This window comes from Providencia sp. JUb39, assembly GCF_012272845.1.
Classification (GTDB): Bacteria; Pseudomonadota; Gammaproteobacteria; order Enterobacterales; family Enterobacteriaceae; genus Providencia; species Providencia lanzhouensis.
The window spans coordinates 2743341-2763595 of the sequence record NZ_JAAWXD020000001.1 but is presented as its reverse complement, the minus strand read 5'-3'; the positions used below and the strand labels follow the sequence as shown (position 1 = coordinate 2763595).

General features: G+C 44.3%; 13 protein-coding genes. 6 read left to right on the top strand and 7 right to left on the bottom strand.

Annotated features, from left to right (window positions below; translation table 11 throughout):
- The first annotated feature begins 113 nt into the window (after positions 1–113).
- Positions 114–4001 (top strand): phosphoribosylformylglycinamidine synthase, encoded by a 3888-nt coding sequence (purL, locus tag HFU86_RS12770; RefSeq protein WP_187129386.1) that lies wholly within the window; start codon positions 114–116, stop codon positions 3999–4001.
- Between the two features lie 139 nt (positions 4002–4140).
- Here the strand turns inward: purL and fbpC are convergent, their stop codons facing one another.
- The 6 genes from fbpC to HFU86_RS12740 all read right to left on the bottom strand — a co-directional run bounded on the left by fbpC (position 4141) and on the right by HFU86_RS12740 (position 12224).
- Entirely contained in the window at positions 4141–5181 is a 1041-nt protein-coding gene (fbpC, locus tag HFU86_RS12765) for a ferric ABC transporter ATP-binding protein (RefSeq protein ID WP_187129385.1), read from the bottom strand.
- Between the two features lie 16 nt (positions 5182–5197).
- Positions 5198–7276 (bottom strand): ABC transporter permease, encoded by a 2079-nt coding sequence (locus HFU86_RS12760; RefSeq protein WP_187129384.1) that lies wholly within the window; start codon positions 7274–7276, stop codon positions 5198–5200.
- A gap of 256 nt (positions 7277–7532) precedes the next feature.
- Positions 7533–8564, bottom strand: coding sequence for an ABC transporter substrate-binding protein (locus tag HFU86_RS12755; RefSeq protein WP_187129383.1), 1032 nt, complete (start codon positions 8562–8564; stop codon positions 7533–7535).
- A gap of 27 nt (positions 8565–8591) precedes the next feature.
- Entirely contained in the window at positions 8592–9917 is a 1326-nt protein-coding gene (gene uhpC, locus HFU86_RS12750; RefSeq protein WP_187129382.1) for an MFS transporter family glucose-6-phosphate receptor UhpC, read from the bottom strand.
- Positions 9918–10023: 106 nt separating this feature from the next.
- Positions 10024–11550 (bottom strand): MASE1 domain-containing sensor histidine kinase, encoded by a 1527-nt coding sequence (locus HFU86_RS12745; protein WP_187129381.1) that lies wholly within the window; start codon positions 11548–11550, stop codon positions 10024–10026.
- 47 nt (positions 11551–11597) lie between these two features.
- Positions 11598–12224 (bottom strand): response regulator transcription factor, encoded by a 627-nt coding sequence (locus HFU86_RS12740; RefSeq protein ID WP_036949460.1) that lies wholly within the window; start codon positions 12222–12224, stop codon positions 11598–11600.
- A 1022-nt stretch (positions 12225–13246) separates the two neighbouring features.
- Between HFU86_RS12740 and HFU86_RS12735 the strand changes: the two genes are divergently transcribed.
- From HFU86_RS12735 to glnB, 5 genes are read left to right on the top strand one after another with little or no spacing between them, the layout of a single operon-like run.
- Positions 13247–14686, top strand: a complete 1440-nt coding sequence (locus tag HFU86_RS12735) for a sensor histidine kinase (RefSeq protein WP_036949462.1) — start codon at positions 13247–13249, stop codon at positions 14684–14686.
- Positions 14687–14688: 2 nt separating this feature from the next.
- Positions 14689–15501 carry a two-component system QseEF-associated lipoprotein QseG gene (gene qseG, locus HFU86_RS12730; protein ID WP_132495580.1) on the top strand — a complete coding sequence of 271 codons (813 nt, stop codon included), beginning with the start codon at positions 14689–14691 and terminating at the stop codon, positions 15499–15501.
- On the top strand, positions 15498–16838 hold the full coding sequence (gene glrR / locus HFU86_RS12725) for a two-component system response regulator GlrR (RefSeq protein WP_132495578.1): 1341 nt from the start codon (positions 15498–15500) through the stop codon (positions 16836–16838). Before qseG ends, glrR begins: the two co-directional genes overlap by 4 nt.
- A gap of 41 nt (positions 16839–16879) precedes the next feature.
- A complete protein-coding gene (locus tag HFU86_RS12720; RefSeq protein ID WP_187129380.1) occupies positions 16880–18502 on the top strand; it encodes an NAD+ synthase in 1623 nt (540 codons plus the stop codon).
- A gap of 12 nt (positions 18503–18514) precedes the next feature.
- On the top strand, positions 18515–18853 hold the full coding sequence (glnB, locus tag HFU86_RS12715) for a nitrogen regulatory protein P-II (RefSeq protein ID WP_004921424.1): 339 nt from the start codon (positions 18515–18517) through the stop codon (positions 18851–18853).
- A gap of 186 nt (positions 18854–19039) precedes the next feature.
- On the opposite strand, the gene hmpA is transcribed toward glnB, so the two are convergent.
- Entirely contained in the window at positions 19040–20239 is a 1200-nt protein-coding gene (hmpA, locus tag HFU86_RS12710) for an NO-inducible flavohemoprotein (protein ID WP_187129379.1), read from the bottom strand.
- Positions 20240–20255 lie beyond the last annotated feature (16 nt).

The window sequence follows — 20255 nt, the reverse complement described above, 5'->3', positions numbered from 1 at the left end:
TCTATTTTTAGTCACGCAAACGGTTTCGTATTGATGAACATTGCTCTATAATGGACTCCGGTTTCCCTGCTTTCGTGATCAGGGCTGGCGTTTAAAAGAGAGAATTTAAGACTATGGAAATTTTGCGTGGCTCACCGGCACTATCAGCATTTCGTATTACCCGCCTTTTGGCGCTGTTTGCTGAAAAACAGCTCCCAGTAACGGATATCTATGCTGAATATATGCATTTTGCTGAGCTATCAGCCCCATTAAGTGGCAGTGAGCAAGGTAAACTGAGTAGTTTATTAAAATATGGTCCTTCTCTGGCAGAGCATGAGCCATTTGGAAAACTGATTTTAGTCACCCCACGCCCAGGAACTATCTCTCCTTGGTCTTCTAAAGCAACGGATATCGCACATAACTGTGGCCTAACACAGGTTAAACGTATTGAACGCGGCGTTGCCTACTATATTCAAGCCGATTCACTGACAAGCGAGCAGTGGGATTTGGTTATCAGCCTGTTACATGACCGAATGATGGAAACGGTCTTTGCCTCTTTTGAACAAGCTGAGGCACTATTTATTCAGCAACAGCCTGCCCCAATGAAAGTGATTGATATCATCGCTGGCGGACGCCAAGCACTAGACACAGCGAACAAAGAGATGGGCTTAGCGTTAGCTGACGATGAAATTGATTATCTATTAGAGGCATTCACAGGGTTAAAACGTAACCCAACGGATGTTGAGCTATATATGTTTGCACAAGCAAACTCAGAACATTGCCGCCATAAAATTTTCAATGCGGATTGGATTATTGACGGGGAAACACAGCCAAAATCCCTGTTTAAAATGATCAAAAATACCTTTGAAAAAACGCCAGATCACGTCTTGTCTGCTTATAAAGATAATGCGGCAGTAATGGAAGGTTCCTCTGTAGGTCGTTTCTTCCCTGAGCCAGATGGACGTACTTATCGTTACCATCAAGAAGATGCACATATTTTGATGAAAGTGGAAACCCACAACCACCCAACGGCAATCTCTCCATGGCCGGGGGCTGCAACTGGTTCTGGTGGTGAAATTCGAGATGAAGGCGCAACAGGTCGCGGTGCAAAACCAAAAGCAGGTTTAGTGGGCTTCTCCGTTTCAAACTTACGTATTCCGGGTTTTGAACAACCTTGGGAAGAAGATTTCGGCAAGCCTGAACGTATTGTGACCGCACTCGATATTATGACGGAAGGTCCTTTAGGCGGGGCGGCATTTAACAACGAATTTGGGCGTCCCGCATTATTAGGTTATTTCCGTACCTATGAAGAGAAAGTGAATAGCCACAATGGTGAAGAATTACGTGGTTACCATAAGCCAATTATGTTAGCGGGCGGTATTGGTAACATCCGTGCGGATCACGTTCAAAAAGGTGAAATTACCGTTGGCGCTAAGCTCATCGTTTTGGGTGGCCCTTCGATGAATATCGGTTTAGGGGGCGGGGCTGCATCATCCATGACATCCGGTCAATCTGCGGCGGATCTTGATTTTGCTTCTGTTCAACGTGATAACGCCGAAATGGAGCGTCGTTGCCAAGAAGTGATCGACAAATGCTGGCAGCTAGGTGATAAAAACCCAATTCTGTTTATCCATGATGTTGGTGCGGGGGGATTATCCAACGCAATGCCTGAACTGGTGAGCGATGGCGGTCGTGGCGGTCGTTTTGAACTGCGTAAAATTCTTAATGATGAACCAGGAATGAGCCCACTGGAAGTGTGGTGTAACGAATCCCAAGAGCGCTATGTGATGGCGGTTGCTCCAGAACAACTGGCATTATTCACTGAAATTTGTGAGCGTGAACGCGCGCCGTTTGCTGTGATCGGTGAAGCAACGGAAGAGCGTCATTTAACCCTTAATGATGAGCATTTTGATAACCAACCAATCGATATGCCACTGGATGTGCTACTTGGCAAAACGCCGAAAATGCTGCGTGATGTGACGACCCTGAAAGCTGAGCCTGAATCACTGGATAGAACCGCTATCGATTTAACTGAAGCTGTTAAGCGTGTTCTGCATTTACCTGCTGTTGCCGAGAAAACGTTCTTAATCACTATTGGTGACCGTACTGTAACGGGTATGGTTGCTCGAGACCAAATGGTTGGTCCATGGCAAATCCCAGTCGCTGACTGCGCGGTGACAACCGCAAGTTTGGATAGCTATTATGGTGAATCAATGTCTATTGGCGAAAGAACGCCTGTGGCACTATTGGATTTTGCCGCTTCTGCGCGTATGGCAGTGGGTGAAGCACTAACTAACTTAGCATGCTCTTATGTACAAGACCTTAAGCGCGTGAAGCTATCTGCTAACTGGATGTCTGCAGCGGGTCACCCTGGGGAAGACGCAGGTTTGTACGAAGCAGTTAAAGCAGTCGGTGAAGAGTTGTGTCCGGCATTAGGTCTGACAATCCCAGTGGGTAAAGACTCAATGTCAATGAAGACTCGCTGGCAGCAAAATGGTGAAGAGCGTGAAATGACGTCACCATTATCATTGATTATTAGTGCATTTGGTCGCGTTGAAGATGTTCGTCTAACGGTGACGCCAGAGCTGAAAACCACGGTAGATAACGGCTTGTTATTAATCGACCTTGGTCAAGGTCACAATGCGCTTGGTGGCACTGCATTGGCGCAAGTTTACCGTCAATTAGGTAATAAAGCGCCAGATGTTCGTGACCCAGCGCTGTTGTTAGGCTTCTTTAATACCATCCAAAAACTGTTATCTGAGCAAAAACTACTGGCTTACCATGACCGTTCTGATGGCGGGCTGTTTGTCACGTTAGTGGAAATGGCATTTGCGGGTCATTGCGGTATTAACGTGGATATCAGTTCATTTGATGAAGACACCTTAGCGGCACTGTTTAATGAAGAGCTGGGCGCAGTGATCCAAATCCAAGGCGCCGATCGCCAATATGTAGAGCAGTGTTTTGCCGATGCTGGCTTGGCAGGTTGTGTTCACTATCTTGGTTCTGCAACTCATGACGATGCGGTGATTATTAATAGCCGTGATACTGTCGTTTACAATGGTTCTCGTAGTGCTCTACGTGAGTGCTGGGCTGAAACTACATGGCAGATGCAGCGCTTACGTGATAACGAAGAGTGCGCAGATCAAGAGCATGACGCGAAGAAAGACAATCAAGACCCAGGTCTGAATGTGAAGCTGACTTACGATATCGCAGAGGATATTGCTGCTCCGTATATCGCATCGGGTGTTCGCCCTAAAGTGGCAGTACTGCGTGAGCAAGGGGTTAACTCCCACGTTGAAATGGCAGCGGCATGGGATCGTGCAGGCTTTGATGCTATCGACGTTCACATGAGTGATTTACTGGCGGGCAACTTGTCTCTGGAGCAGTTCAAAGCATTAGTGGCATGCGGTGGTTTCTCATACGGTGACGTATTAGGCGCTGGTGAAGGTTGGGCGAAGTCCATTCTGTTCAATAACCGTGTTCGTGATGAGTTTGCTACCTTCTTCAATCGTCCAGACACCTTATCATTAGGTGTATGTAATGGTTGTCAGATGATGTCTAACTTGCATGACCTGATCCCTGGCGCTGAATATTGGCCACGTTTTGTACGTAACCGTTCAGAGCGTTTTGAAGCACGCTTCAGCTTAGTTGAAATTGCAAATAGCCCATCATTACTGCTGCAAGATATGGCGGGATCACGTATGCCGATTGCGGTTTCTCACGGTGAAGGCCAAGTAGAAACTCGTGCGCCAGCTCATTTAACGCAGTTAGAAAATAACGCGCTGGTGGCAATGCGTTTTGTGAATAATTACGGTCAAGTGACTGAGCAATACCCAGCGAACCCGAATGGTTCTGTGAATGGGATTACGGCAGTGACATCAACGGACGGTCGCGCGACGATTATGATGCCGCACCCTGAGCGTGTATTCCGTACGGTAAGCAACTCTTGGCACCCAGAAAACTGGGGTGAAGATAGCCCATGGATGCGCATTTTCCGTAATGCACGTAAACAATTAGGCTGAGATTAAAACGTCTGTTTTAATTTAGCGCTAAAAACTAAACACCCTATAGATCTCCTGATTTATAGGGTGTTTTTTTATCTGTTATCCATAAAAAAACCGCCCAATCGGGCGGTTAAGCTGCGTCTAAAATAGAAAATCTTTACTCTAAAATAAACATCCCGTATGGGTGGATTTGCAGGTAAAGATCTTCACCCACAGACGGTTGCAATTGAGTCGCATTGATCTGTAATAGCATTGATTGGCCGTGCCAATCTACCGTGACCTCATATTGCTGTCCCATATAAGCCACATGAGTGATAGTACAGCGTTGGCTATCTTCACCTTGTTTGCTTAATGTGATGGCTTCAGGGCGAACACCGACAGTGACTTGAGTTTTATCTGTTGCAAACAGCGCAGGGCGCGGTAAACGGTAATTAAAGATATCCACGGAATCGCTGCTGAGTGTAGCAGGGAAAATGTTCGCATCACCCATAAAGCTCGCCATAAACTTGGAAGCAGGTTGGCGGTACAGTTCTTGAGGTGAACCTAACTGCATGATTTTACCTTTGTTCATTACCAGAACCATATCCGAAACCGCAAAAGCTTCACTCTGGTCGTGGGTCACGTACAGTGAGGTAATATTAAATTGCTGTTGCAGTTCACGGATTTTTTCACGCATGCTACGGCGTAAGTTAGCATCCAAGTTACTTAATGGCTCATCAAATAACAGTACCTTTGGTTTTAAAATCAAGGCACGTGCTAATGCAACACGCTGCTGCTGTCCACCGGAAATTTGGTCAACGAAACGGTCTGCAAAGCCCGCTAAGTCCACCAGCTCCAGCGCTTCTTCTACACGTTTTTTTATTTCAGCCTTCGGCAAGCCAAGCATTTTCAATCCATATCCCACGTTATCCCCTAACGACATATGCGGGAAGAGGGCATAGGATTGGAAGACCATACAAATATCGCGCTGTTGAATAGAGCGGTCGGTGACATCTTCGCCATCGATAAACATACGCCCTTCAGTAGGCTTTTCTAAACCAGCGACTAAGCGCAGTACGGTGGTTTTACCGCAGCCAGATGGTCCTAATAGGGTGACCATGCTCCCTTGTGGGATGGAAAGGCTTAAATCGTCAATGACCGTATTGTCGCCAAAGCGCTTAGTTATATTTTTTAATTCAACGAAACTTTTCTGTGTCATGTCAGTGACTCCATGATTACTGTGCATTTTTGGCTTTGGAACGTGAAACACGGGCTTCGCCAATTAAATAGTCAAATAAGAAGATAATCGCGAGCATGACCACGATCAGAATAGAACCGTAAGCAATCGCCACACCGTATTCACCATCTTCAACACGGTTCAAGATATACGCTGTCGCAACGCGGGTGTCTGGTGTTACCAAGAATACAATAGCGCTTACGGTGGTGATCGCACGGACAAAGCTGTAGATCAGCGCAGATAAAATCGCAGGGCGTAATAATGGCAGCAGGATATGGAAAATTGTCCGCATTGAACCTGCACGTAAGCTGAGGGAAGCCTCATCTAACGATTTGTCAATTTGCCCCAATCCTGCGATACCAGCACGAATACCGACTGGTACGTTACGCATGGTCATGGAGATAATCACAATCGCCGCGGTACCCGTTAAATAGAACGGTGTATCGTTAAAGGCGAGGATGTAAGAAACCCCAGCCACAGTACCCGGTACGGCAAAGCACAACATGGTGGAAAATTCGATGGTTTTCTTTCCACGGAAATCTTGGCGAACCACTATATACGCGATAAGCAGACCTAAAATCGCGGTGATTGGCGCAGCGATACCCGCATATAACAGGGTGTCTAACAGTGACGGCCATGCACCATCATCAAAACCTTGACCAAACAGTTTGATAAAGTTGTCCAGTGTTAAGGTGTAGTCCACACCCCAGTTCACCGTGAAGCTTCCGTAGAAGATGCTGCCGTACAGTAAGACGTTAAACGCGACCCAAATACCGAGAATTGTTGTCACCGTTGCAACAAGAGAAACTGGCAGCGGTTGAACATCGCCACGGTAAGACTTACCGGAAACGGTGACGTAAGAACGTTTACCAATCCACATGTATTGCACGCAGAAAACCAGCAATGAGAAGACAAGTAAGGAAGCGCCTAACGTACTGGCCGCTTGGTAATCAAGCTGGGAACCGGTGATATAGAAATAGATTTGTGTCGCCAGAACGTCGAAGTTACCCCCTAATACTAATGGGTTACTGAAGTCGGCAAGGGATTGCACAATCACGATTAAAAAGGCGTTCGCCAGTGCCGGTTTCAACAGTGGCATAAACACGTTGAAGAATGTCTGGTAGCGGTTAGCGCGCAAGGTGTATGACGCTTCTTCCAATGATGGATGGATAGTTTTAATCGCACCATCAAGGATCATAAAGGACATCGGGGTGAACGCGAGAACTTGTGCTAACCAAATACCGGTAAAGCCGTATAACCAGTTAGTATTTTCTAGCCCCATATAGGTAGCTAAAAACTCAGTAATATAGCCTGAGCGACCCATCATTAAGGTGACGCCTAAACCGACAACAAACGGCGGGGTCACAATCGGTAAAATCGAGAATACGCGACCAATAATCGCGGAACGCTTAGCAATTCGGGTGGTGTAAATTGCCAGGATTAAACCAAAGAAGGTACATCCAACACCCACGGCTAATGAGAGGAATATGGAGTTGATGATGACCTGAACAATATGTGACTGGGTTAAAATAGCCACAAATGCAAATGGTGCAAAATCTCCGTTCCCATCAGTAAACATTGGAATAAAAATTGCCACACTGGGAAAGATGATAAATAGTGCAATCAGTGCGACGACGGTGATAAGGGAGCCAATAACAAATTGGTCGCCACCCAGCCACTCTAAACGAGTCAAGGCGTGGGTCATTATCATACCAAGGGCGATAAATAAGGTGATGGCGGAATAGCCTAATCCCTTACCCTCTAAATAAGCAGTAATAATCACGAGAATTGCCGTGATGGCGGCAACCGCGATATCAAAATAGTGACGGGATTTTTGATTACGATCGGCTGGCGTGATTGGTCTTAACAGTAAAATAGAAGGCAATAAATACCATAGCCAACTAATATTGACACTGCTCCAGCCATAGGCAGCTAAGATCTCATCTTGCGTTGAGTCGAATAAGCCGTAGTCGAGGCTCCATGAGGGTAGCAGAGCGAAGCCCAGCCAAGCTATCAGAATCCAAAGGAAGATACCGTCCTTTTTCTTCGAGGCTGTTAGGGTTAAGGTCTGAGGCATTGTTTTTCCCCTAAGTTTATTATTATTGAGTTAATCATTAATTTAATATTATGATTTATAACGAAAATAATTTTAAACTTAATTAATATTATCGTTCTAATGAGTGAGCCAGACTGGAGCTGTCTGCGTAGCGCAGACACTCTTTTATTTGGCATCATTTTTTATAGTAAGTAGCTAATACACTAAATCGCGAAGTTCGCGAATCATACGTGAGTCAATCAGGTAAAGTGCGGCGACAGGCGCCGCACCCAACATCTTATTTACTCATTTTAACTTCAGTAACCCACTTGTTGATCAGATTCTTACGGACTTCAGCATCGCCGTATTTATCCATATCGTAGTTGATTAAATTTAAGTCTTTGAGTTTCAGAGACAGTGGAGAAGACTCTGCGGTGGTGTTGGTCAGAATTTGGTAAGACTGGCCTTGTTTCCAGCTCAGTTCTTGGGCTTCTTTAGACAGAACGAAATCTACGAACAGTTTTGCGTTGTCCATGTTACGTGCGTTTTTCAGAATACTGATCCCGCCGATTTCATAGCCTGTCCCTTCACATGGCGTGATTAACTCCAATGGTGCACCATTTTCAACTTCTAAAGAGTAGTCATGCAGGAAGCCGATACCGATAGCAGATTCGCCGCGAGCCGCGTTACGTGCTGGGGCAATACCTGATTTGGTGTATTGGGAGATGTTAGAGTTCAGTTTTTTCAGGTAATCAAAAGCTTGCTCGTTACCCCAAAGTTGGTCAAAGGTTGCCAATGCAGTGTAAGCAGTACCTGAACTTTGTGGATCTGCAATTTGAATTTCGCCTTTATATTCAGGCTTAGTCAGATCTTTCCAGCAAGTAGGAATTGGTAAGCCTTTCTCTTTTAAACGATCTTTATTCACACCAAAACCTAAGATACCGATATAAACCGCAGAAGAGTAGTTGCCTTTGCGTTTAGCTGGATCTTGGAATTGCGGCATGATTTGAGACAGGTTAGGGGATTTGTACGGCTCTAGCAGATCCATTTCACCTGCTTGTGAATGTGGATCTAAGGTTCCGCCATACCAGACGTCTGCTTGTGGGTTACGTTTTTCAGCTTCGATTTTTGCTAAAGTACTGCCTGAACCGTTGCGAACGAACGTGGTTTTAACGTCGTATTTCTTGGCGAATGCTTGCGTTTCCGCTTCACACATCGCGTTGGTGGCACTACAGTAAACCACTAAACGGCCAGCTGCATTTGCAGTGGTCGTAATAGCGGCAAGGGATAAACCTGCTGCAACAAGTGTAGAGAGAGTCTTAAGTTTCATTGTCAGTCCTTTATTCACGTTTTCGGATTAACTATTATTATGTGTCGGTGAAACTGCACCGGCTAAATGCTCTCTTTTACTGACATTGGCAATTAAAAGAGGCATCAGTAGTAGCCCCATCAAAGCAGCTGCACTGGCGAGTAAGGTAAACATCCCTGACCAACCATAATTGGCAATCACTTGAGAGAGCGGCCATCCTGCGATTGCAGCCCCTAGATAAGCGTACAATCCAAGATAACCAGTTACCGTTCCAGCTGCCTTTTTATGACAATATTCTGTAGCAGCTAGACCGACTAACATCTGTGGTCCAAATACAAAGAAACCGTTGGCTAAGAAGCATGCAGCTAATAGCCCGTAGTGATGAATTGGTATTAACCATAGGGCATTCACAGAAACGAATAGGCCTAAGGAAAACAGCAAAATCATCGGTGCGCGTTGTCCTCGAAACAGGAGGTCGGAACCCCAACCCGCGCACAGAGCGCCTAATAAACCACCTAATTCAAACAGAGCTAACGTGGCATTGGCGCTTAATAAATTGCTTCCGTGTGTTTCGGTTAGCCATAAATTTCCCCAATCGTTTATCCCAATACGGATGAGATAAACCAAAATGTAGGTAAAACCGAGCAGCCAAATCATTGGGTTAAACACAATAGTTTGTTTTAAAATCACCCACATGGATTGCGGGGGAGAAAGCTGCTCTTGGCGTAACTCTAATGCATCATGTCGCCATTGCCCCACAGTGGGTAAATGTTCTTCTTTGGGTGTACCTCGAAGCTGGCGACATAGCCATAATCCTAAAATAACCCCAATAATTCCAGGAACGATCAGCGCCATTTGCCAACTGTAATGGGTCGCCAACAGTGCCGTTAACAGTGGTAGTGCCATTCCCCCAAGATTGATGGAGATATTCCACAGTCCCCACCAAAAGCCCCGTTCATTACGTGAGTACCAATGAGTGAGAATGCGAGCACAGGGCGGCCAACCCCAGCCTTGGAAAAATCCGTTTAATGTCCAAACAACTAACAGTGCAGGGAACGATAAACAGTAGGCAAAAATGATATTGAGGATCCCTGTCATTACGAGACCAACCCCCATAAACCAGCGGTAGCCTGTAATGTCATGGAAAATACCGGATATAAACTTGGATAGACCATACGCAAGGTAAAATGCTGAGGCGATCCAACCAATATCACTTTTGTCTAAAAACAGTTCCGCCTGCATAACGGGCATCACAAAATTAAAGCTTTTACGGGTAAGGTAAAAAGCGGCATAACCGATGATCATGGAAAACATCAGGCGGCGACGCCAGAAACGGTAATTGTTATCCAGATCCAGTTTGCTTGTACCCGTCATGATTGTGTTTCTCCCGTTTGGCAGAATGTAATGAAGTTTTTAAATAAAAGGATGAGATAAGGTATTAGGAGGCTAAGAATTATTCCTAGTTTTTCACTATTTCATTTCAAAATGTGGGCAAGTTAACAATTATTTTGGTACCACTTTGGGTTGTTAGCGTCCAGTCGCCACCTAAGGCTCTGACTCGCTCCTCAATTCCACGCAAACCAAAGCCTGATGTGCGTTTGCTAAAAGGAATGCCCACACCATTATCATCAACAATTAGCTGTATCGAGTCACCTTGTTGATTTAGTGAGATGTGGATTTTTGTGGCTTTGGCGTGCTTACTGATATTGTTCAGTAGCTCTTGAACCAAACGGTAAAGGGTGAATAACACCGTTTCATTGGCTGGAGTTTCAGTTAATCCGTAATGAAAGTCACATTGAATATTGTTTTCTTTGAAAGCAAATTCACCGATTAAATGGGTGAGTGCGTTTTCGAGGGACATTTCATCGAGCACGGGCGGGCGTAATTGGCGCAACAGATGGCGGGTGGCTTGGTGGATCTGTAGTGCCAATTCGTTGATTTGGCTAGCAGCGTTATAGCTTAAATCGTTAGCAGCTGTTTTCTTCACCAGCATTGATTGGATTTGGATCGCGGTAATGTTTTGTCCAATTTCATCATGAAGCTCACGGGCGATATCTTTCTTCACATCTTCTTCGGTGTGCACGAGTTGGCGCATCAAGTCTCGACGGGCGTGAAGCTCTTCTTCTAATCGCTGGCGGTAGCGTTGTAAGTTACTTGAGAGTTGCTTTTGGCGGCTGATAGCAATACCTAACCCGATGCCGATCAGGGCTTGAGAGCTTAAAAAGAGTTGTAGCTCTTGGAGATCATCAAAGGCGCCTTGGAACTGTCTTGCAAAGGTGATGATTAAGCTTCCAAGTAATGCGGATAACACGCCGCCTTGCCAACCATAACGATATGCCATGAAAATGTTGGGAATAAAAACTAATAAAACAATCAGTTGCTCAATTTCTGGGGCAAAGAAAATTTGGGCACTTAAGCCGACGAGGCAGAAGAGAAAACACCAAATAATCAATGAAGTACGTAATTGCTTATCCGTGGTTCCGTAGTCAAGCAGCATATGATAGTGCTGCTCGTGCAAGTATTCATAGATAAGATAAACAAAGGGGGAGAGGAGAATTCCGCCTGTAAATGTCGTTAAGAATAATTGGCTAATGGAATATTGAGATAACAGCCCAAACAGCAAGGCATTGAGTATGCTGTTGGCGGCGACGCCTGCCAATAACAAAATAAGTCGTTGCCAATAAAGTGTATATCGCCACCAAATATTTTGGATAACCATCGCAACCAGCAGGCTCAATATTGGGGATAACAGCAAGATAGGTTGAGTGAGTAATTGTTCTTCTGCAAGCCAGTAGGTCAGGAGGCCTTCAGCGAGTAAAACGGTTGGCCAGTAGCGTCGCCATAATAAGATCATCAAGGTGAGGCGTAAGGCTTGCGGTAGAAATAGGGTGGCTTGGAAGCTATTTTGGCTAAGATAAAAGCCGATGATCCATAATCCCACCCAAATCAGTGAGTAGGTAAATAATAGGAATAGAGACTGTAATCCTAAACGAGCCGCTTTGTTCATTACTATTTACCTTGTGAGGGCGTTACCTTACTGGAAAGAAAGTCTGTCTATCGAGAAATAATGTTGTGTTCTAAGGCGTAGTGCACTAAATCAATGGTGTTTTCGCATTGCAATTTTCCGAGAACATTCGCGCGATGTACATGCACTGTTTTATGGCTGAGGTTTAATTGTTCCGCAATGACTTTCACACTGAGACCTGCGACCAGTAAATCAAAGACTTCGCGCTCACGGTTAGTGAGCTCTTGAACGCCTTGTTTTTGCTGCGGCGTTTGGCGTAAGGCTCGCATTGCATCAGCACACAGGTAGCATCCACCTTGGTAAACAGAACGTACCGCCTGGACTAATTCTTCAGGTCCACAGCATTTGGTGAGATAGGCGCTGGCGCCTGCATCGAGCGCACTTTGTACGAAAGCAGGGGTGTCATAGATGCTTAAAATAATAGTACGAAAGTCGGGCTTTTTTTTACGTAAACGGGTTAGCAGTTGTAAACCGCTCTCATCAGGCATTGAAATATCCATAATTGCCACGTCAATATCGAGGCTAATTAGGTGTGGCCATGCTTCTTGCGCACTCGCATATTGCCCCACAATACTAATGTCAGGTTCTAACGTTAGTAATTGAGCAAAACCGGAGCGAACAACAATATGGTCATCAATAAGGGCTATTTTTATCATTGTAATGTCAATAGTAAGTAGGAGACCATTTGCCAGTCTTATATCAATATAGGGATGGATAAGCTAGCGGAATAACATAAAATTCTGACGTACATCAGAAATGAAACGCGCAGGATCATAGCGATAATAAATAGGATGGCAATATTTTATTTGGGCTTCAAGAATCGATATATACCGGCCATTCAACGTTAAATAGATAGATTTAAAGAGAATATAAATAATAGAAGATAGGTAAATTTTCTGGAGTGTCTACTATTCGCGACAAATAGGGTTTGCTAGTGTCTCCAAAAGGAGACATTTATCTTATTGATAAACAAGTGATTTAAAAATGATGGAATTCACTGTCTTAAATTGGAGACAGATTCATGGTGAGTTAGTGGTATTTTTTATCACTCATATCAATTCAAAAATGATATGAACAAGTAAGAAAATAAATTTATATAAAAATCAGTCAGATAAAAATTTCATTGAAAAGTTGGCACGGGTTGTGCATAATATCTATCAGTTGCTCATTCAATTGCTTATGTAGGTCCAAGCTTGGGGAAACCTAGCAAATGGGAACATACCACATAAAACCCGAATGATGCCAAAGTAAGGTGCCTACCGTCCAAATCATCGATATTCGCTTTCGAGCTTTATCAAACACAGGGCGACACGTGGAGTGAGGCACCACCTATATGATTATCTTTAATGAAAGACATAATCATATGAAAAAAATCGACATTCAAGCGTAATGCCGAGTATCGCTGGCGGAGGTGAGAAGCAATTCTTCCCTCCGCCTTCCCATTTATGGGGCATCAATATTCCTTTCTATCAAGTTTATCCTTTCTATCGAATTAATCCTTCCATTCAATCATAGTATATTTAATCTATTTATCTGAAATCATTCACGTTTAATTCACTTTCTTGGCATGTTCATTGCTATCTATCTGTCTATTGGTTTATCTATCATCAATGTAAACAGCACTTTTCGGATTAACGGGAGTTCTGCTACCATTGAATTACATATAAATAGGTAAGAGATGAATGCGTTGAGTAAATTGCGCCTTTTTCCGCGCTCATTGCGGCAGCTAGTAGTGATGGCCTTTTGGTTAGTCCTTTTGCCATTATTGGTATTGGCTTATCAGGCTTATCAAAGTCTAGAACAATTGAGCAACCAAGCGGCAGATATCAATAAAACTACCCTGCTTGATGCTCGACGCAGTGAAGCGATGAGTAGCCTCGCACTGGAAATGGAGCGCAGTTATCGCCAGTATTGTGTATTGCAAGATAAAGCCTTACAGACGCAGTATCAAAAGCAGTTTGCTGATTATGAACAGATGCTGGAACGTCAAAAAACTATTTTGCCAGAGACTCCTGAAGTGCTGGGGCTCTTTACTGGGCTGCAAAAGCTAAAAGCGATTAGTTGTGAAAATAATGAGCCGATGGAAGCCACGACCAAAGTGTTAGAGCAATTCTCCGCGCAAAATACGGCTGTCGTTCAGCAAACTCGAGAGGTGATTTTTAGCCGCGGTGAACAGCTTCAAAAAGCCATTGCCAATAAAGGACAATTATTTGGTTGGCAAACACTGATCCTCTTCTTGCTGAGCGCGCTGTTGGTGACCTTATTTACTCGTATGATTATCGGTCCGGTTAAAATCATTGAGCGTATGATTAATCGTTTAGGAACGGGACTGACTCTGGAAAATGATACTGACCGCTTTAAAGGCCCAAGAGAGCTGAGGATCATTGCTCAGCGAATTATATGGTTAAGTGAGCGGTTGGCTTGGTTAGAATCCCAGCGCCATGAGTTTTTACGTCATATTTCCCATGAGCTGAAAACGCCATTAGCCAGTATGCGAGAAGGAACGGAATTATTGGCAGATGAGGTTGCAGGCCCGTTAACTAGCTCGCAAAAAGAGGTGGTTGATATTCTTGATCAGAGCAGTAAGCATCTTCAGCAACTTATTGAACAGCTTCTTGACTATAATCGGAAATTAGTCGATGAGCCGCCCGTTGCCCAGCAAGTCGATTTGAAAAAGCTTATTGAAGATATTGTTAATGCACATAATTTACCCGCAAGAGCGAAAGATATTACCACTGATATTCGCTTAAAAGTGGATAGTTGCCTTGCAGAACCGACCTTACTCGGAAGGGTTATTGATAATATCTACTCCAATGCGGTGCACTATGGTGGCGAATCAGGTAATATTTGGATCTCAAGTCGCAGAACAGGGAATAAATTACTCATTGAGGTTGCCAATACGGGCACGCCTATCCCTGAGTCTGAGCAAAATATGATTTTTGAACCTTTCTATCAAGGCAGCCTCCAAAGAAAAGGCGCCGTCAAAGGAAGTGGGTTAGGGCTTAGCATCGCGCAAGATTGTATTAAGCAGATGGGTGGTGAATTATCATTAGTGCCACATAAATCAGCGGATGTTTGCTTCCGAATTGAACTGCCTTTAACCGCAGAGAACGAATAATAATGCAAAACAGGTCTACAGATTTCTTGGTGGTATTGTGTAATGCAGTACTGTCGAAGACAAAAACAATCTCAATTCGCCGTGGGACAAGTATTAAGTCTTCCCGCGTTGGTACTCCTTTGGGAATAATTCTATTCTCGCTCATTTTAACAGGGTGTGTGGCGAAGAACGGTCAATCACCATTAGAAACTCTAGCTAAAGTTGTTATCCCAGAAGTGAAAACCACGGATTACCGTTATGCTTCTTGCGAATCAATTTGGGAAAATCAAGAGCCTGTCTCACAGGAAAATGCCCTCTATTGGTTACGCATGATGGGCTGTGTGGACAGAATGGATGCTGACAAAGCGCGTGCTGAAGCGAAAAAGATTGAAGTGAATGATTGGTCTACTTCATTTACTAAAAACATTCTATTAGGTTCAGCGGAGCCTACAATCGCTGAACGTCGCCAAATGCTCGATAGCATCAACACCTATAGTTTGAGCTTCCCAACGCCAATTCGCCCATTATTGCAATTGTGGCGCGAACAGCAGGTTCAAGCGATCAACCTTGCAGATGCGAATGCACGTTATAAACGTATGCAGCAAGAGATGGATGCAAAGCTTGACCGCCTAAAAGAAGATAATGCCAAGTTGCGTTTTGAGCTTAATAATACTTCCCGCAAGTTAGAAAACTTAACGGATATTGAGCGCCAGCTCTCTTCTCGCAAGAAAAATGCGAATGAAGTTGAAAAAGAAGATGAAGCCGCTGTTGCTGCGCCAACAGAAACGAAGCCAGCTTCAGCCGAACAGAATTCCTCGGAGAATAAAGCACAATGACCGGTCGTAAGTCAGCTAACTTACTTTTGGTGGATGATGACCCTAGCCTGCTAAAACTGCTTGGTATGCGTTTGAGTAGTGAAGGTTTTAAAGTCTCTACAGCGGAAAGTGGACCTGAAGCACTAAAATTACTCCAGAAAGAAAAAATCGATCTCGTGATTAGTGATTTACGAATGGATGAAATGGATGGCATGGCGCTGTTTGATGAAGTGCAAAAAGCCCATCCTAATCTTCCGGTGATTATTCTCACTGCTCATGGTTCGATTCCTGATGCGGTTGCGGCAACGCAGCGCGGGGTATTTAGTTTCTTAACCAAACCCGTTGATAAAGACGCGCTTTATAAAGCCATTGATGAAGCATTAGCATTATCCTCCACACCGATTAGTGATGAAGAGTGGAGCGCTGGCATTGTCACGCGTAGCCCGCTAATGATCCGTTTGCTTGAACAGGCTCATATGGTGGCTCAATCGGATGTGAGCGTGCTGATTAATGGGCAAAGTGGTACGGGTAAAGAAGTATTAGCGCAAGCGATTCATAAAGTGAGCCCACGTGCTCATAAACCGTTTATCGCAATTAACTGTGGCGCATTACCTGAACAATTACTTGAGTCTGAACTGTTTGGGCATGCTAAAGGTGCGTTTACCGGTGCAGTCAGTAGCCGTGAAGGGCTATTTTTTGCTGCCAGCGGTGGAACGCTCTTTTTAGACGAAATTGGTGATATGCCAATGCCGCTGCAAGTCAAATTACTGCGTGTTTTGCAAGAACGTAAGGTTCGCCCGCTAGGTAGCAACCGCGATTTAGATATTGATGTCCGCATTATTTCTGCGACCCACCGTAACCTACCGAAAGCGATGGAAAAAAACGAGTTCCGTGAGGATCTCTATTATCGCTTGAATGTAGTGAACCTGCGGATCCCTGCATTGAATGAACGCGCGGAAGATATCCCATTATTAGCTAATCATTTATTACGTGAAGCTGCGAGCCGCCATAAACCATTTGTTCGTAGTTTTTCGAGTGATGCGATGAAGTGCTTGATGACCGCAAGCTGGCCCGGAAACGTGCGTCAGTTAGTGAACGTGATTGAGCAGTGTGTCGCATTGACGACCTCTCCAGTGATCAGCGAAGCTCTCGTTAGCCAAGCGCTGGAAGGAGAAAATACGGCGCTACCGACTTTTGTTGAGGCGCGTAACCAATTCGAATTAAATTATCTGCGTAAGCTATTGCAGATGACCAAAGGCAACGTGACCCAAGCTGCGCGCATGGCGGGACGCAACCGTACCGAGTTTTATAAATTACTTGGGCGTCACGATTTAGAAGCGAATGATTTTAAAGAATAAAACCTTTATAGCCTAAAGGATTAAGGGAGAACAAACACGTTATGAGCCGTAAGCTTAATATCTCACTGGCACAACTTAACTGGCTGGTTGGCGACATCGAAGGCAACTGCGATCGTATGTTGCAAACTGTTGAAGAACAGGCTGAACATACTGATATCGTCATGTTTTCTGAGTTGGCTCTAACAGGGTACTCCCCTGAAGATTTACTCTTCCGCCACGATTTTGAAGAGCGGTGCACCGCACAATTAAAACGTTTACAGCAAGCTAGCGGCCAATGCGGGATTATCGTGGGTCATCCGTGGTACGAAGAGAATGAAATTTATAACGCATTATCATTTTTCTACCAAGGCAAGCTATTAGCCCGTTACTTTAAGCAAGAACTGCCTAATTATGGCGTTTTTGATGAGCCTCGTTACTTTACGGCGGCGGAAAAAACGTGCGTGGTGGAATTCAAAGGTTATCAGCTCGGTTTATTGATTTGCGAAGATATTTGGTATGACGAGCCGATTGATGCGGTGAAAGGGGCGGGGGCTGAATTAGTGCTTACCATCAATGCCTCACCATATGATTTAAATAAAGAACACATTCGCAGTGACCTGCTGGTGGAACATGCTCAGCGTACCGGTTTGCCGATTGTTTATCTTAACCAAGTGGGTGGACAGGACGAACTCGTGTTTGATGGCGGCTCGAAAGTACTGGCAAATAAAGGCAAGCAAGTCTATCAAATGGCTGAATTTGCAGAGCAAGTGGCAACAGTCACCTTTGAAGATGTAAAACTAGTGACTGAGCAGCCGAAGCAACCTGAAGCGTCTCAAATCGCGCAGGTGTATCAAGCATTAGTTCTAGCAACCCGCGATTACATCAACAAAAATGGCTTTAATGGCGCGATTTTAGGATTATCTGGCGGGATAGATTCAGGATTAACTGTGGCGATTGCGGCGGATGCTATCGGTAAAGATCGCGTTCAAGCGGTCATGATGCCATTCCGTTACACCTCTGAAATGAGCATTCATGATGCTAAAGAGCAGGCGGAATTACTGGGTGTTGAGTTTGATATTGTTTCCATCGAACCGATGTTTGATGCCTTTATGGCACAATTGCAGCCGATGTTTGAAGGAACTCAACCGGATACCACGGAAGAGAATTTACAAGCCCGTTGTCGCGCCGTGATCTTAATGGCGATGTCCAATAAGCGCCGCCGTTTAGTGCTGACGACTAGCAATAAAAGTGAATCTGCAGTTGGGTATTCAACGTTGTATGGCGATATGGCAGGGGGCTTTGATGTCCTGAAAGATGTGCCAAAAACGCTAGTCTTTGAACTGGCTAAATATCGTAATACAATATCGCCGGCAATTCCGCAGCGCGTGATTGATAGACCACCTTCAGCGGAGCTGGCTCCAGGGCAATTAGACCAAGATAGTTTACCGCAATACGATGTGTTAGATGCCATCTTAGACGGTTATGTAGAAAAAGATTTATCTGTGGCTGACCTAATCAAGCTCGGATTTGATAGAGAAATTGTTCGCAAAGTTGTGCGTCTTGTCGATATTAACGAATATAAACGCCGTCAGGCTCCTGTTGGACCGCGGATCACAATGCGTAATTTCGGTAAAGATCGTCGTTATCCGATTACCTCAGGTTTTGGCCGCAAAAACTGGTCATAACAGGAACTGAAAATGAAAAAAATTGATGCAATTATAAAGCCATTCAAACTTGATGATGTGCGCGAAGCGTTAGCCGAAGTGGGGATCACCGGTATGACTGTGACTGAAGTTAAAGGTTTTGGTCGCCAAAAAGGTCACACTGAACTGTATCGCGGTGCAGAATATATGGTGGATTTTTTACCAAAGGTAAAAATTGAAATCGTTGTGCCGGACGATATTGTAGAAAGCTGTGTAGAAACCATTATGCAAACGGCGCAAACCGGCAAAATCGGTGATGGAAAAATCTTTGTGTATGACGTTGCTCGCGTCATTCGTATTCGTACGGGTGAGCAGGACGAAGAAGCGATTTAGTTTTTGTTTTAGTTGGCGGGTTAGCTTTTGGGCTAGCAAGTTAGCTAGAATGAAAAATGCGGTAACGGGATAAATATATCTTACATGGGATGATGATATATTTATATGCGAATCCGTTACCGCAAAAATTAAAAATTATTTATAACTAAAGCTTTAAAAACAATTCACTATAATGAATAACTGCAATTAATTTAACGGTAATACTTTATGAGGACCAAAACACTCATAATGAATGTTATCGGCTACAACACCCATTTCAATTAGCTGTTTTCCAACATGCTGCATAAAGCCAACAGGTCCGCAGAAATAGAATTGCATATTTGGCTGAAGCACTTTCTCTTTGACTTGCGTTAAATCCAGTAATCCACGGTATTGGTAATCTTCACCCTGTTGATCTTGTGGTGCTGGCTGATTAAACCAGACTGCTGAATGACCTTGGGTATGTTGTGACATCAACTGGCTAACTTCTTGATTAAAAGCGTGTACATCCCCATTTTCAGCAGCATGTAGCCAATTCACAGGTGCTTGATGTTGGTGCATAGTGAGGTGGTTAAGCATGCTAAGCATTGGTGTTAAACCGACGCCAGCAGAAATTAAAGTTACTGGCGTTTTCGGTTCGACATCAAGGTAAAAGTCACCGCAAGGTGGCGCTAAACGAACAATATCGCCTTCATTGAGATTTTGATGCAAGAAGCCTGAAACGATACCTTGCTCTTCACGTTTCACCGCTATACGGTAGGTTTTCCCATTTGGCGCAGTAGTGAGTGAATACTGGCGAATCTCTTGATTTTCAAAACTATTTTCATTCAAGTACACAGTAATATATTGCCCTGGACGATAATCGGCCACAGCTTTACCATCTACCGGAGTGAGTTCAAAACTGGTGATAACGGCACTTTGAGGCTGTTTTTTAGTGACTTTAAATTCACGTAAGCCTTCCCATCCGCCAGATTTTTCCGCATTTTCATGGTAGATCGCGTTTTCACGGTTAATGAAAATATCCGCCAGTACGCCATAAGCTCTTCCCCATGCGTCCAACACTTCCTGACCTGGGCTCAGTAGCTCATCAATCGCAGCGAGCAGATTTTCCCCAACAATCGGGTAATGCTCTGGTTTGATATTTAAGCTGGCATGTTTTTGCGCAATTTTTTCCACTGCACCAATTAATGCTTCAGGGGTTTCAATATGGACGGCATAGGCGCAAATGGCGTTAAATAAGGCTTCACGCTGATCGCCATTCGTTTGATTTCTCATATTGAAAATATCTTTCAGTTCAGGATGTTGTTTAAACATTCTGTCATAAAAGTGAGCGGTTAATTTAGGACCAGTTGCTGCGATGGCAGGGATGGTGGATTTAATTGTGGCGATAGTTTGTTGATCAAGCATACAGGTACTCCTGAAT

Bases quoted from the DNA above. Each gene is read 5' to 3' on its own strand.
- purL (WP_187129386.1), top strand. From the start codon at position 114: ATGGAAATTTTGCGTGGCTCACCGGCACTATCAGCATTTCGTATTACC.
- fbpC (WP_187129385.1), bottom strand. From the start codon at position 5,181: ATGACACAGAAAAGTTTCGTTGAATTAAAAAATATAACTAAGCGCTTT.
- HFU86_RS12760 (WP_187129384.1), bottom strand. From the start codon at position 7,276: ATGCCTCAGACCTTAACCCTAACAGCCTCGAAGAAAAAGGACGGTATC.
- HFU86_RS12755 (WP_187129383.1), bottom strand. From the start codon at position 8,564: ATGAAACTTAAGACTCTCTCTACACTTGTTGCAGCAGGTTTATCCCTT.
- uhpC (WP_187129382.1), bottom strand. From the start codon at position 9,917: ATGACGGGTACAAGCAAACTGGATCTGGATAACAATTACCGTTTCTGG.
- HFU86_RS12745 (WP_187129381.1), bottom strand. From the start codon at position 11,550: ATGAACAAAGCGGCTCGTTTAGGATTACAGTCTCTATTCCTATTATTT.
- HFU86_RS12740 (WP_036949460.1), bottom strand. From the start codon at position 12,224: ATGATAAAAATAGCCCTTATTGATGACCATATTGTTGTTCGCTCCGGT.
- HFU86_RS12735 (WP_036949462.1), top strand. From the start codon at position 13,247: ATGAATGCGTTGAGTAAATTGCGCCTTTTTCCGCGCTCATTGCGGCAG.
- qseG (WP_132495580.1), top strand. From the start codon at position 14,689: ATGCAAAACAGGTCTACAGATTTCTTGGTGGTATTGTGTAATGCAGTA.
- glrR (WP_132495578.1), top strand. From the start codon at position 15,498: ATGACCGGTCGTAAGTCAGCTAACTTACTTTTGGTGGATGATGACCCT.
- HFU86_RS12720 (WP_187129380.1), top strand. From the start codon at position 16,880: ATGAGCCGTAAGCTTAATATCTCACTGGCACAACTTAACTGGCTGGTT.
- glnB (WP_004921424.1), top strand. From the start codon at position 18,515: ATGAAAAAAATTGATGCAATTATAAAGCCATTCAAACTTGATGATGTG.
- hmpA (WP_187129379.1), bottom strand. From the start codon at position 20,239: ATGCTTGATCAACAAACTATCGCCACAATTAAATCCACCATCCCTGCC.